Origin of the sequence: Hymenobacter caeli (assembly GCF_013294115.1) — a bacterium.
In the GTDB taxonomy this organism is placed as follows: domain Bacteria; phylum Bacteroidota; class Bacteroidia; order Cytophagales; family Hymenobacteraceae; genus Hymenobacter; species Hymenobacter caeli.
Map to the genome: position 1 here is coordinate 240,244 of NZ_JABSNP010000001.1, position 13,264 is coordinate 253,507.

Sequence of the window (13,264 nt, forward strand, 5' to 3'; positions counted from 1 at the left end):
CCGGGGCACGGTAAACACCAAAGGTGCCCACTTTTTAGGATTCACTATTCATAGCTGACAGCCCACCGACAATTGATAGCTACCTACTGATAACTGCTCACCGATGACTGTACTTTCGTCCATGCGTTTCTTTTTGATGTTGTGGGCCGGCCTAGCCCCTGCGCTGGCGGCCCCGGCTGGCCCGCCCCGGCTGCTGCTCGACGTGGCCCGCTTCCGCAACCTGAACCAGGTGGAAAAAGGGGCCGAGGTGGAGCTGTACGTCACGGTGCCCACCCAGTCGCTCACCTACCGGCAGCGGGCCCCCCGGGCGTTCCAGTCGGCGGCCACCGTCACGCTGGAAATCCTGAAAGCCGATGGCAAGCCAGCGTATAAGGAGACGGTGGTTTTGAAGCCGCCGGTCATCAACGACACCACGATGGCCCTGAAAAATTCGCTCAGCTTCCTCAAGCGCATTCCGCTGCCCGACGGCCATTACACGCTGCGCGGCACCGTGCACGACCAGTACCGCAGCGCCAACGGCGAGGCCGTGGTGGAGCGCCCGCTGGTGCTGGAGGCCCCGACGGGCCCGGTGCTGAGCGACGTGCTGCTGCTGGCCCGCCCCGCCGTGAAAAGCAACGGCGACGACACCTTCCTGCGCGGCGGCTACCTGCTGACGCGGGCCCCGAGCGGCTTTTTTGGCCGGGGGGCCGATAACCTGTACTTCTACACCGAGCTGCAAGGGGCCCCCGCCGGCCAGCCCCTGCGCCTGCACTACCACCTGGCCGCCCCCGACGGCACCGCCGCCGACGCCGACGCGCCCCTCACGCCCCAGGCCGGGCGGCCCACCACCGTCATCGGCCAGCTGCCGTTCGGGCCCCTGCCCGAGGGCGAGTTTGCGCTGCTCATCGACGTGTACAGTGGCAAAAAGCTGCTGACCAGCCACCGCGCCACCGGCCGCCGCAGCACCACCGAGTACGCCCCCGCCGGGGCCGCCTCGCGGTGAGCCCAGCCGCCGCCCGGTCCTACCCGTGGTACTACGCCCCGCTGAACTGGCTGCTGCTGGGCCTGGCCCATTTGCCGCTGGGGGCCCTGTACGTGGTGGCCGACGGGCTGTATTTCCTGCTGGCCCACGGGCTGCGCTACCGAAGCCGGGTGGTACGCGAAAACCTGCGCAACTCCTTTCCCGAAAAGAGCGAGGCGGAAATCCAGCGCATCAGCCGGGCTTTCTACCGGCACTTCACCCAGCTGGTGGTCGAAATCCTGAAGCTGGCCGCCATCCAACCGGCCGAGCTGGCGCGGCGGGCCCGCTGGGTGAATCCCGAATTGATGGCGGGGGCCCTGGCCCGGCAGCGGCCCGTCATCACGCTGGGCTCGCACATGGGCAACTGGGAGTGGATTTTGGGCAGCGGGGCCCTGGCCCTGCCCGGCGTAATGGCCGGCGTGTACAAGCCGTTCAAAAACCCGTTCGTGGAAGCCTTTATGCGGCGGGTGCGCACCCGCTTGGGGGCCGAGGCCGTGCCCATGCTGGCCACCCTGCGCTACCTGGTGCAGCACCGGCGCGGCGGCCGCAACATCAGCCTGCTCACCGACCAGGCCGCGGGCCCCGAAGACCGGCCCTACTGGACCACCTTTCTGCACCAGGACACCGGCTTCTACAGCAGCGCCGAGCGGCTGGCCGCGCAGTTCGACTGCGCCGTGCTCTACGTGGGCATCCGCCGGTTGCGGCGCGGCTACTACGAAATCAAATTCACCGAAATGCCAGACGCGGCGGCCGTAGCCGCCGCCCCGCCCGGGGCCTTTCCCATCACCGAAGCCTTTGCCCGGCAGCTGGAACGGGACATCCAGGCCTCGCCCGAACAATACCTCTGGACGCACCGCCGCTGGAAACACAAGCGGCGGTGAACCAATGGGTGAATGAGTGAGGGGGTGAATGGGTGAATGGCTTTACCGGCATTCACCCATTCACCCCCTCACTCATTCACCCATTTATTAATTACAGGTACTGCTCGATGTCGCCGGCCCCCTGGCGCACCAGCTCGAAGTCGTCGTTGGTGCAGTCGATGATGGTGCTGGGCACATTGCCGCCGAAGCCGCCGTCGATTACCAGGTCCACCAGGGCGCGGTATTTTTCGAAAATAAGGTCCGGGTCGGTCACGTATTCTTCGAGGGTGTTTTCGTCGCTGCGCACCGAGGTGCTCACGATGGGGTTGCCGAACTCCTTCACCAGCTGGCGAATAATTTGGTTGTCGGGCACCCGGATGCCCACCGTTTTGCGCTTCACGCCGCCGTGGCGCGGGGCGTTGGCGCTGGCCTCGAAAATGAACGTGAAGGGCCCCGGCAAGGCTTTTTTGATAACCTTGTAGGTGGTGGTGGTGATGCCGTGGGCGTAGTCGCTGATGTGCGACAAGTCGTGGCAAATAAAGCTCAGGTTGGCTTTTTCGGGGTGCAGGCCCTTGATGCGGCAGACCCGTTCCACGGCTTTAGCGTTGGTCACGTCGCAGCCGATGCCGTACACCGTATCGGTGGGGTAGATGATGACGCCTCCCTTGCGAAGGACGTCCACGGCTTGCTGAATGCGGTTGGCGGGCGGGTTGTCGGGGTGAATGCGGAGCAGCGTGGCAGCCATATTATTCGGAAGAGAGGGGAGAAGCGAACCGCGAAGGTTTAAAACGGGCGAAAAGTAAGCAGTAACTCCGTTTCGTGCCGCCATTGTTTTCGGGCCGGGCCGGCCGGCCGTGAAAAGGGCCGCCCGGCGGGTGCGTACTTTTGGGGCCGTCCTGCTGATTCTCCCCGCGCTTCCCATGTCCGAACCTGTCAAACTGTCAAGCGTTGAGCGCCGCGACCTCTCGGTGCGCCGCCGCAACCGCAACGCCGCCATCGTCTCTATTCTGGGCCTGGGCCTGGTGTGTTTTTCTTATTATTTCTACCAGGTTTTTTTTACGCCCAACATCGAAACCAAGGGCCAGTCCGTCTACGTGCTCGTGCACCGGGGCGAAACCTGGAAGGCCGTGCTCGACTCGGTAGACAAAACCCACACCGTGGTGGACCGCCTCTCGATGCACTTCGTGGCCCGGCTGATGAAGTACGACCGGCCCGGGGCCGTGAAGCCCGGCCGCTACGAGCTGAAGGACGGCTACACCAACCGCCAGCTCATCGGCATTTTGCGGGCCGGGATTCAGTCGCCGCTCAAGCTCACTTTCGCCAACGTGCGCCTGCGCAGCGAGCTGGCCGCCAAGCTCTCGCACCAAATCGACGCCCGCCCCGCCCAAATCGACTCGTTGCTGAGCAGCCCGGACTATACGCGCAGCCTGGGCTTCGACACCACTACGGTGCTCACCATGTTCATTCCCAACACGTACCAGCTGTATTGGAACACCTCGGCCCCCAACCTCATGCAGCGCCTGAAGAAGGAGTACGAGAAGTTCTGGACGCCCGCCCGCGACGAAGCCCGCGAAAAGGAGCACCTCACCCGGGCCCAGGTGAGCACGCTGGCCAGCATCGTGGAGGCCGAGCAGCAGCAGCACGCCGACGAGCGCCCCCGCATCGCGGCCGTGTACCTCAACCGCCTCAAAAAAGGCATGAAGCTGCAAGCCGACCCCACCGTGGTATACGCCAACCACGACTTCACCATCAAGCGCGTGCTGAACGTGCACCTGCAAAAAGACTCGCCCTACAACACCTATAAATACGCCGGCCTGCCCCCGGGCCCCATCGACCTGCCCAGCATCGCCAGCATCGACGCCGTGCTGCACCCCGAGGAGAACAACTACCTGTACTTCTGCGCCAAAGATGACTTCAGCGGCTACCACGCCTTTGCCGTCAACGAAGCTGGCCACCTGCTAAACGCCCGCCGCTACCAAGCCGCGCTGAACCGGGCGGGAATACGGTGAAGGGTTGAGTTTTGAGGGTTGAGTTTTAAGTTTTAGGGCAAACCGTCATTTTCTGGGCCGGATGAAGATTGAAAATCCAATTGCTGAGCGCAGCTTCGCCTTTGCTTTGCAGGTTGTAGAGTTATACAAGTTGCTGAGCGCTGAACGGGAATTTGTGTTGTCAAAACAATTATTGCGGAGTGGTACCAGTATCGGGGCGAACGTCGCAGAGGCTTCCGCTGCCATATCAAAACGCGATTTTGCTGCTAAAATGTCCATTGCTTCAAAAGAGGCTCGGGAAACTCGGTACTGGTTGCAGTTACTCACCCAAGGCGGGCTCACGCAACTGGATTTAGGCCCTGCTCTGAACGAAGCGAACCAACTCGTCAATATTTTAACCGCAATCGTAAAAACTGCGCAAGCTAATCTGCTGTAGGCTGCACTGGTGGCCCCACCCGAAACTCAACACTTAGCCCTTAAAACTCAACATTTCTCTTGTTTTCCTCTGACGCCCAAATTCGCGTGCGCTACGCCGAAACCGACCAGATGGGCTACGTCTATCATGGCAATTACGCGGCGTACTTCGAGGTGGCCCGCACCGAGGCGTTTCGGCAGTTGGGCATTTCGTATAAGGAAATGGAAGCGGCGGGCGTGGGGATGCCGGTGGGTGAGTTGCGCACCAAATTCCGCCGCCCGGCCCGCTACGACGACCTGCTGACCGTGCGCCTGCTGCTGCGGAAACCCGCGCGGGGGGCCAGCGTGTTGTTCGAATACGAAGTGTACAACGAAGCCCGCGAGCTGCTCACCGAAGGCCACACGCTGATGGTGTTCGTGAAGCTGGCCAGCGGCCGGCCGGTGCCCGTGCCGGCCGACGTCGTTGACCGGCTGGCGCCGTATTTTTAAAGTGTTGAATGCTGAGTGTTGGATGTTAAGTAATAAGCAAAGAATGCGTAGTGTTCACTTAAAACTCAACACTTAAACTCATAATTTCCGTGAAAGCCCCTGCCCTCGTTCTGCGCCGCCGCACCCAGCTGCCCGACCTGCGCCGGCAGCGGCCGTACCGGCGCGTCATCGTGGGGCTGAAGCGGCTGCGGCTCTTCGGGGGCCGCGCCTCGCTCTACGACGTCATCGACCGGATGTTGCTCGAGCTGCGCCTCGACAGCCTGGAAAAGCGGGCCGCCTACATGGCCTTCAACCTCACGGTAGCCGTGTTTCCGACCATCATCTTCCTGTTCACGCTCATTCCCTACCTGCGCATCCCGAACCTGAGCGAGGACATTTTGCAGTTCCTGGCCGACTTTATGCCGCCCGAGCTGTACTCCGCCACGGCCTCAACCATTGAAGATATTGTGAATATCAAGCACGGGACCCTGCTTTCGTTCGGGTTCGGCACAGCGCTGGTGCTCAGCTCCAACGGCATTATGGCCCTGCTCGACGCGTTCGAGAAAAAATACCCTAGCTTTAAGCACCGCAGTTATATTCGCAAACGCCTCATCGCTATAGCTTTGACTTTTATACTGGCGTTTATTCTGGTGTTGGCTATCGCGGGTATTTTCTTTGGTACCTACCTCATCGACGGGCTGGTGTTCTACGAAATCGTGCCCGAGCGCTACACCGACCTCGTGGTGTCGCTGGTGCGTTACGGCTCGCTGCTGGCGCTGTTTCTGAGTACGACGTGCGTGATTTACTACTTCGTGCCGCCCGTGCACGACAAGTGGCCGCTGCTCTCGGCGGGGGCCGTGGTGGCCACGCTGCTCATCTTTCTGGTATCGTTCCTGTTCACGCTTTACGTGCGCATTTTCGATTCGTACAACCATTTTTACGGGTCCATCGGGGCCCTGGTGGGCTTTATGGTGTGGCTGGAATTCGTGTGCATGACGCTCATTATCGGCTTTGAGGTGAACGTGAGCATGGACGCGGTGACGGGCCGGCTAAAAGGCGCTAAGAATGAGGCGTTAAAGCCGGCCGGCTAGCGTCAGCGCGGCGGAATGGCGTTTTTTGGAGGAATTTTCTGTGGGGCCCGCGCTTAATTATGCATTGTTCACTACTTTTGCGGTCCCCGAACCACTCGGGGGCCCGCTAGAGAGGTGGCAGAGTGGTCGAATGCGACGGTTTCGAAAACCGTTATACCGGCAACGGTATCGGGGGTTCGAATCCCCCCTTCTCTACGAAAAGGCTTTTTCTACCGCAGAAAAAGCCTTTTTTGCTGATTGGCACCCGGCTTTGCAGGCTTTTCTTACCCAGAGAAGTGGCAGAGTGGTCGATTGCGGCGGTCTTGAAAACCGCTGACTGTAACAGGTCCGGGGGTTCGAATCCCTCCTTCTCTGCAACGGCCGGTGCCAATGGCCAGCAGCCCCGCCTCCGCCCCGGAGACGGGGCTTTTTGGTGGGCATGGGCGGCGTCTGTCCCTGCCGGGCAACTCGGGGGGCAGCTCCTCCGTTTGGGCCGTTTATTGTTGTGTTTTTATCCCGCGTTATTGCTATCTATATTTTTACTAAACCCCTCCGATGCTTCGGTTTCTTGTTCTTTTGCTGGCGCTTAGCGGCCTAAGCCTCGCGCCGGCCGCGGCCTACTCTGTGCTGACGCACCAGGCCAACGTCGATTCGTGCTGGAAGCGGTGCCTGGTGCCGGCCCTGGAGCGCCGCTTCCCCGGCTCCACTCCGGAGGACCTCGTAAAGGCCAAGGCCTACGCCTACGGCGGGGCCATCATCCAAGACATGGGCTACTACCCGCTCGGGGCCGCCCTCTTCACCAACCTCACGCACTACGTGCGCTCGGGCGACTTCGTGCGCAACCTGCTCGACGGGGCCCAGAACCGCAACGAATACGCCTTTGCCCTCGGGGCCCTGGCCCACTACGCCGCCGACCTGCACGGCCACGCCGAGGGCACCAACCGCGCCATGCCCCTGGTCTACCCCGAGCTGAAGGCCAGGTACGGCAATGTTGTCACCTACGAGGAGGGCCCCAAGCAGCACAACCAGCTCGAATTTGCCTTCGACGTGACGCAGGTGGCCGCCGGCCGCTACCGCACCGAGGAGTACCACAACGCCATTGGCTTCGAAGTAGCCAAAGAGCTGCTGGAGCGGGCGTTCGAGAAAACCTACGGTCTGCCGCTGGGCAAGGTGTTCTTCAACACCGACGTGAGCGTGGCCACCTTTCGCTTTTCGGTGCAGCACGTCATTCCGCTGGCCTCGCGGGCGGCCTGGCACTACCAAAAGAAGGAAATTCGGAAGTTGAACCCCGGCATCAAGCGGCGGGCCTTCGTGTACCACCAAAACCGCAAAGAGTACCGCGAGCGGTACGGCGGACGCTACGAACGCCCCGGCTTCGGGGCACGGGTGCTGTCAACGTTCATCGGCATTCTGCCGAAAATCGGGCCCCTGAAGCCCTTCGCGTTCCGCCCGCCCACGCCCGAAGCCATCAAAATATTTCGGGCCAGCTTCGCCAGCGTGGTCAAAGTGTACTGCGGCTTGCTGGGCGAGCAGGGCCCCCAAGTACCCGCCCTTATGCTGGCCAACGAGGATTTCGACACCGGCCACGCCACCCATTTCGGTGAGTACGGCTTGGCCGACAAAACTTACGGCGAGTGGGTGCGCAAGCTGGCCAAGGAAAAATTCGCCGGCCTCACGCCGCCCATGCGGACCAACATCCTGACCTTCTTTGCCGGGGGCCAGGCCGCCCCGGCCGACAAGGAGGAGCGGGAAGCCGACAACCGCCGCGAAACCCAAGCGGCGCTGACGGAGCTGCGCGCCCTGCCCGGCGGAGCGGGGGAAAAATAAGTGCTTGGTTGTTTAAATATTGAGACAGATTCTAAATTAGAGAAATAGGACAACTTTTAGGTCGTTCGGATTGTCAGAAAGGGTAAGAGTTGCGTATCAGCTTTTGGCGCTACCGCAGCCGTTTCTACCTCTCTACGTTTATTCCGATGAACCACGACCACACCCCCGAAGCCGACGGCTCCGCGGCCGACGGCTCGCGGCGGACGTTTGTGAAGCAAGCCGGGGGCCTGCTGGGCCTGGCCCTGGCCCCGCCGCTCACCGGCTTCGCCGAACGCTTCGCCGCCCCCGCCAAAACCCTGGCCGGCCCCACCGACCTCACGCTGCGCGTGAACGGCACCGCCCGCACCCTGCGTGCCGAACCCCGCGTGACCCTGCTCGACGCGCTGCGCGAAAACCTCGACCTGACCGGCAGCAAGAAAGGCTGCGACCACGGCCAGTGCGGGGCCTGCACCGTGCTCGTGGACGGCCGGCGCGTGAACGCCTGCCTGACGCTGGCCGTGATGGCCCAAGGCAAGGAGATAACCACCGTCGAGGGCCTGGCCCAGGGCGACCACCTGCACCCGATGCAGGAGGCGTTCATCAAGCACGACGGCTTCCAGTGCGGATACTGCACGCCGGGGCAGATTGTGTCGGCCGTGGCCTGCGTGAAAGAAGGGCACGCTACCTCCGACGACCAGTGCCGCGAGTGGATGAGCGGCAACCTGTGCCGCTGCGGCGCTTACCCCAACATACTGGCCGCCGTGCGCGAAGTGGCCCAGAAAGGAGGGGCGCAGGGATGAACAATTTCACCTACACGGCCCTGAAAACGGCCAAGGAAGCCACCGGGGCCCGCAAGGCCGAGCCCGCGGCGGCGTTCATCGCCGGCGGCACCAACCTGCTGGACTTGATGAAATCTAACCTGGAGCAGCACCCGCAGTTGCTCGACGTCAACCAACTGCCCCTCAAGGGTATTGAGATGACCAGCGACGGATTGCGCATCGGGGCCCTGGAGCGCATGAGCGACGTGGGCGAGCACCCGCTGGTGGTGCAGCAGTACCCGGCGGTGTCGCAGTCGCTGCTGCTGAGCGCCTCGCCGCAGCTGCGCAACATGGCCAGCATCGGCGGAAATATCTTGCAGCGCACCCGCTGCGGCTACTTCCGCGACGGCGCGTTTCCGTGCAATAAGCGCGAGCCGGGCTCGGGCTGCCCGGCCCAAACCGGCGACAACCGCAACCTGGCCATCCTGGGCGGCAGCCCGGCCTGCATCGCCACCAACGCCAGCGACCTCGCCGTGGCCCTGGCCGCCCTCGATGCGGTGGTGCTGCTGGAGAACAGCAAAGGCAAGCAGCGCCGCGTGGCCCTGGTCGATTTCCACGTGCTGCCCGGCAAATCGCCGCAGGTGGAAACGGTGCTCGAAGCCGACGAAATCATCACGGCGGTGCTGCTGCCGGCGGCGGCCCACGCCCGCAAGTCGCATTACCTCAAGGTGCGCGACCGGGCTTCGTACGCTTTTGCGCTGGTATCGGCGGCCGTGGGCCTCGACGTGCAGGGCGGCCAGATAAAGGCGGCCCGCGTGGCCCTGGGCGGCGTGGGCACCAAGCCCTGGCGCGTGCCCGCCGTGGAAAAGCTGCTCGTGGGCCAGCCGGCCACCGAGGCCACGTTCCGCCGGGCGGCGGCGGCGGCCGTGCAGGGCGCGCACCCCTACGAGCACAACCGCTTCAAAATGGAGCTGGCGCAGAGCACCATCGTGCGGGCCCTGCTGGAACTGCCGGCCTAGGCCGCGCCGCCGATGCGGGCCGCCGCGCCGCGCTACTTCGCGCCGCTGTGCCCGGCTACCCCACGGCTGCTAATCCATAACAAATTGTCTATCATGGATAACGAACCTAAATTTTTTGAAACGAACCCCCAGGCCAAGTCCGTGGGCCAGCCCATGGACCGCATCGACGGGCGGGCCAAGGTGACCGGGGCGGCCAAGTACGCGGCCGAGTACCCGCTGCCGGGCCTGGTGTACGCGGCGCTGAAGACCAGTGAAATTGCCAAGGGCAAAATCGTCAGCATCGACAGCGCGGCCGCCATGCGCGAGCCGGGCGTGGTGGCGGTGCTCACGCACGAAAACATTCCCAAGCTGGCCCAAACGCCCAATACCAAGGACGGCAAAAAAGCCATTGGGGCCCCGATGGGCTTCATGCCGCTGACGGGTACCGAGATTTTTTACGCCGCCCAGCCGGTGGCCGTGGTGGTGGCCGACACGTTTGAGCGCGCCACCCACGCGGCTTCGCTGGTGAAGGTGACCTACCAGCAGGAGGCCCCGGTGGCCACCTTCCACGACCCCAAGGCCGTGAAAGTGGACCCAGCCAAGGTGCAGGACGGCAAAACCGACGGCCACACCCGCCGCGGCGACGCGCAAGCGGCCTTCGCGGCGGCCCCCATTAAGCTGACGGCCACCTACAACCACGCCACCAACAACCACAACCCGATGGAGCCCGGGTCCACCACGGCGCAGTGGGAAGCCGCCGACCGCCTCACGGTGTACGAATCGACCCAGGGCATAACGCACACGCAGCAGTCGCTGGCGGTGATGCTGGGCCTGCCCCGCGAGCAGGTGCGGGTGATAACCAAGTACATCGGCGGCGGCTTCGGCTGCAAGGGCTCGTGCTGGCCCCACACCGTGCTCACGGCGCAAACGGCCAAGGCCGTGGGGCGGCCGGTGAAACTGGTGCTTACCCGGCCCCAGATGTTTACGAGCATGGGCCACCGCGAAGACCAGCAGCAAACCCTGCGCCTGGGGGCCACCCGCGACGGCAAGCTCACGGCCCTGATTCACGAAAAGGTGTCGACGGCCTCGATGTGGGACGACTACGCCGAGCCCAACAGCAAGATTGTGAACCTGCTCTACGACTGCCCGACGTTTGAGTCGTCGTACACCCTGGGCCGGGCCAACGTAATGACGCCCACCTTTATGCGGGCCCCGGGCGAGGCCCCCGGCTCGTTCGCCATCGAGTGCTCAATGGACGACCTGGCCGCCACCATTGGCATGGACCCCTTGCAGCTGCGGCTGCTGAACTACGCCGAGCAGGACCCCAGCACCGGCCAGCAGTGGAGCAGCAAGGGCCTGAAGCAGTGCTACGCCCGCGGGGCCGAGCTGTTTGGCTGGAGCAAGCGCAACCCCAAGGCCGGGGCCACCCGCGACGGCCGCCTGCTGGTGGGCATGGGCATGGCCACGGCCAGCTACCCGGTGCACAACTCGCAGGGCACGGCCCGCGCCCGCCTCTACGCCGACGGCCACGCCGTGGTGCAGAGCGGGGCCACGGACCTGGGTACCGGCACTTACACGGTGATGACGCAGGTAGCGGCCGACTCGCTGGGCCTCACGCCCGACAAAATCCGCTTCGAGCTGGGCGACACCAAGCTGCCCACGGCCCCCAACTCGGGCGGCTCGGTGGCCGCCGGCACGGTGTCGTCGGCCATTTACCTGGCCGCGCAGGACGTGGTGCAGAAGCTCATCAAGGTGGCCGTGCTGGACAAGAAGTCGCCGCTGTTCCGGGCCAAGCCCGAGGACGTGCAAATGAAGGACGGCCGCCTGCAACTCAAGGCCGACCCGAAGAAGGGCGAAGAGTACACCGCCCTGATGAAGCGGGCCGACATGAGCGACATCGAAGGCAGCGCCAGTGGCAAGTATGGGGCCGGCTACGAAGAAGCCGCCCACGCCGCCAACGCCGACCCGGCCCACAAAGACGAGGCCGGCCAGCATTCCATGCACTCGTTCGGGGCCCACTTCTGCGAAGTGAAGGTGGACCCGGAGCTGGGCACGGTGCGCGTCTCGCGCTGGGTGAGCGTGCACGCCGCCGGCCGCATCCTCAATGCTAAAACTGCCCGCAGCCAGATCATCGGCGGCAGCATCTTCGGCATCGGCAGCGCCCTGATGGAAGCCACCGAGCGCGACCCCAACCTGGCCCGCTACACCAACGCCAACCTGGCCGAGTACCACATACCGGTGAACGCCGACATCCCCGACATGACGGTGGAGTTCGTGGACGAGCACGACCCGTACATTAACGCGATGGGGGTGAAAGGCATCGGCGAAATCTCGATGGTGGGCGTGGCCGCCGCCGTGGCCAATGCCGTGGCCCACGCCACCGGCCGCCGCGTGCGCGACCTGCCCATTACGCCGGATAAGGTGCTGGCGGCGAAGGCGGTGTCGTAAATTCAGTTAAAAGTTAAAAGTGAAGGGTTAAAAAGCAATTTCCACAAGGAATGCTTTTTAACCCTTCACTTTTAACTGAATTACGGCGTGAGCAGCGCCGCGAGTTGCTGCAAGGTAATTTCCGCCGATTTGGCCGAGTAGCGGTAGTTGGTGAGGCGGTAGCCGGCGTCCTCGAAGCTCTGCTGGGCCAGCTTCACATCGACCAGGGTGGAGAGGCCGGCGTCGAGGCGGAGCTGCACGAGGTGCAGGAGTTGGCGGGCGGTGGTGTAGCTGGCCTGCGCGGTGTTGGTCAGGGCCAGGGTTTGCTGGTAGGCTTCCCAGGCTTTGCGGGCGTTGAGGCGGTAGGTTTTTTCCAGGGCCGTGCGTTGCAGCTCGGCGGTGCGGGTATTGAGCTGGGCAATTTTCACCAGCCGCTTGTTTACCCCGCCCGAGTAGATGGGCACGCCCAGGCTGAGGCCGGCGTAGGGCCCGTAGCTCTGGTTGAAGAGGGTGGTGCCTACGGCGTTCTGGTTGCGGGCGAAGTTGGTGCCCGAGTTCAGGGCCAGCGACGGGTAGCGGTTGGCGCGGGCGGCGCGTTCCAGCAGCTCGTTTACGCGCACCTGGCGCTCGGCGGCCAGCAGGTCGGGGTTTTTGGTGAGGGCCGCTTCGATATCGGCCCAGCGCAGGTCGTGGTTCACCGGAATGGTATCCTCCAGGGCCACGCGGGTGTCGAGGTCCAGGGTCAGGGCCCGGAGCAGGTCGGCGGTGGCCTGCTGGGCGGCCAGGGCCTGCTGCTGCTGGGTTTCGAGCTGGGCGTTCAAATCCAGCTGGGCCTGGAAAAGGTCGGCGTTGTTGGCCAGGCCCACGCTTTGGCGGGCTTTGATGAGGGCCAGCTTCTGCTTCGACACCTCCACCGAGGCCTCCAGCGTGCGGATGTAGCGCTGCTGCTGCACCACGGCGTAGTATTTCAGGCTCACGTCGGCCAGCACGTTCTGCACCGTCGAGTTCAATTGAAGCTGGCCGATTTGCTCCAGCTCGCCCAGCCGCTTGCGGGTGGCCACAATCAATCCGCCGTTGTACAAGGTGTAGGAGCCGGCCAGCCCCACGTTGTACTGGCTGGCGCGGGCCCCGGTGCGCGTCACGCCCAGCCCGGTGTTGAACTCCTGCTGGGTGTTGTTAATCACCACGTTATTGGTGGCCACGACGCCCACCGTGGGCAGGGCCCCGGCAAACCCGGCCGAGTTTTGCAGGCCCTGCACCTGCGCGTTGGTTTGGCTAATCTGGATGTCGAGGCTGTTTTTGAGGGCCGTTTGCAGGGCCTGGCTCAGCGTGAGCACGGGGGCCTGGGGCCGGGCCACGCTGTCGGCCGGCGGCAGGGCCCGGCGGGGCTGCGCCTGGGCCCCGGCCCGGGCCGCCCCGCCAAGGACAAGAAATACTAAACAGGCAAAAAATCTCATCGAATGGAGCTGCAGATG

Annotated in this window: 12 protein-coding genes and 2 tRNA genes; 12 read left to right on the forward strand and 2 right to left on the reverse strand. The window is 63.7% G+C overall.

All coding sequences use genetic code 11. The features are described from left to right. Positions 1–121 precede the first annotated feature (121 nt). Together HNP98_RS01000 and HNP98_RS01005 are read left to right on the forward strand one after the other, a co-directional pair. A complete protein-coding gene (locus HNP98_RS01000) occupies positions 122–982 on the forward strand; it encodes a DUF4249 domain-containing protein (protein ID WP_173808180.1) in 861 nt (286 codons plus the stop codon). Continuing rightward, positions 979–1,881, forward strand: coding sequence for a lysophospholipid acyltransferase family protein (locus tag HNP98_RS01005; RefSeq protein ID WP_317171009.1), 903 nt, complete (start codon positions 979–981; stop codon positions 1,879–1,881). The genes HNP98_RS01000 and HNP98_RS01005 overlap by 4 nt, the downstream gene beginning before the upstream one ends. Before the next feature lie 91 nt (positions 1,882–1,972). Here HNP98_RS01005 and HNP98_RS01010 read toward each other — a convergent pair whose 3' ends face one another. Next, a complete protein-coding gene (locus HNP98_RS01010) occupies positions 1,973–2,605 on the reverse strand; it encodes an L-threonylcarbamoyladenylate synthase (protein ID WP_173808181.1) in 633 nt (210 codons plus the stop codon). A 175-nt stretch (positions 2,606–2,780) separates the two neighbouring features. Here HNP98_RS01010 and mltG point away from each other — a divergent pair, with 175 nt between their 5' ends. The 10 genes from mltG (at position 2,781) to HNP98_RS01060 (ending at position 11,810) form a co-directional block, all read left to right on the forward strand. Further along, on the forward strand, positions 2,781–3,869 hold the full coding sequence (gene mltG / locus HNP98_RS01015; RefSeq protein ID WP_173808182.1) for an endolytic transglycosylase MltG: 1,089 nt from the start codon (positions 2,781–2,783) through the stop codon (positions 3,867–3,869). A gap of 61 nt (positions 3,870–3,930) precedes the next feature. After that, positions 3,931–4,284 carry a four helix bundle protein gene (locus HNP98_RS01020; RefSeq protein WP_173808183.1) on the forward strand — a complete coding sequence of 118 codons (354 nt, stop codon included), beginning with the start codon at positions 3,931–3,933 and terminating at the stop codon, positions 4,282–4,284. Positions 4,285–4,343: 59 nt separating this feature from the next. Then, positions 4,344–4,751 (forward strand): acyl-CoA thioesterase, encoded by a 408-nt coding sequence (locus tag HNP98_RS01025; protein ID WP_173808184.1) that lies wholly within the window; start codon positions 4,344–4,346, stop codon positions 4,749–4,751. A gap of 89 nt (positions 4,752–4,840) precedes the next feature. Further along, entirely contained in the window at positions 4,841–5,821 is a 981-nt protein-coding gene (locus tag HNP98_RS01030; protein WP_317171010.1) for a YihY/virulence factor BrkB family protein, read from the forward strand. A gap of 108 nt (positions 5,822–5,929) precedes the next feature. Next, a tRNA-Ser gene (locus tag HNP98_RS01035) sits at positions 5,930–6,016 on the forward strand. A 74-nt stretch (positions 6,017–6,090) separates the two neighbouring features. Continuing rightward, positions 6,091–6,175 (forward strand) — tRNA-Ser (locus HNP98_RS01040). A 201-nt stretch (positions 6,176–6,376) separates the two neighbouring features. Beyond that, the gene (locus HNP98_RS01045) at positions 6,377–7,627 is read left to right on the forward strand and encodes a zinc dependent phospholipase C family protein (protein WP_173808185.1); all 1,251 of its coding nucleotides are present in this window, start codon (positions 6,377–6,379) and stop codon (positions 7,625–7,627) included. Between the two features lie 146 nt (positions 7,628–7,773). Beyond that, the gene (locus HNP98_RS01050; protein ID WP_173808186.1) at positions 7,774–8,406 is read left to right on the forward strand and encodes a (2Fe-2S)-binding protein; all 633 of its coding nucleotides are present in this window, start codon (positions 7,774–7,776) and stop codon (positions 8,404–8,406) included. Then, entirely contained in the window at positions 8,403–9,383 is a 981-nt protein-coding gene (locus HNP98_RS01055) for an FAD binding domain-containing protein (RefSeq protein WP_173808187.1), read from the forward strand. The genes HNP98_RS01050 and HNP98_RS01055 overlap by 4 nt, the downstream gene beginning before the upstream one ends. A gap of 93 nt (positions 9,384–9,476) precedes the next feature. Beyond that, positions 9,477–11,810 (forward strand): xanthine dehydrogenase family protein molybdopterin-binding subunit, encoded by a 2,334-nt coding sequence (locus HNP98_RS01060; RefSeq protein WP_173808188.1) that lies wholly within the window; start codon positions 9,477–9,479, stop codon positions 11,808–11,810. A gap of 80 nt (positions 11,811–11,890) precedes the next feature. Here HNP98_RS01060 and HNP98_RS01065 read toward each other — a convergent pair whose 3' ends face one another. Further along, a complete protein-coding gene (locus tag HNP98_RS01065) occupies positions 11,891–13,246 on the reverse strand; it encodes a TolC family protein (protein ID WP_173808189.1) in 1,356 nt (451 codons plus the stop codon). Positions 13,247–13,264 lie beyond the last annotated feature (18 nt).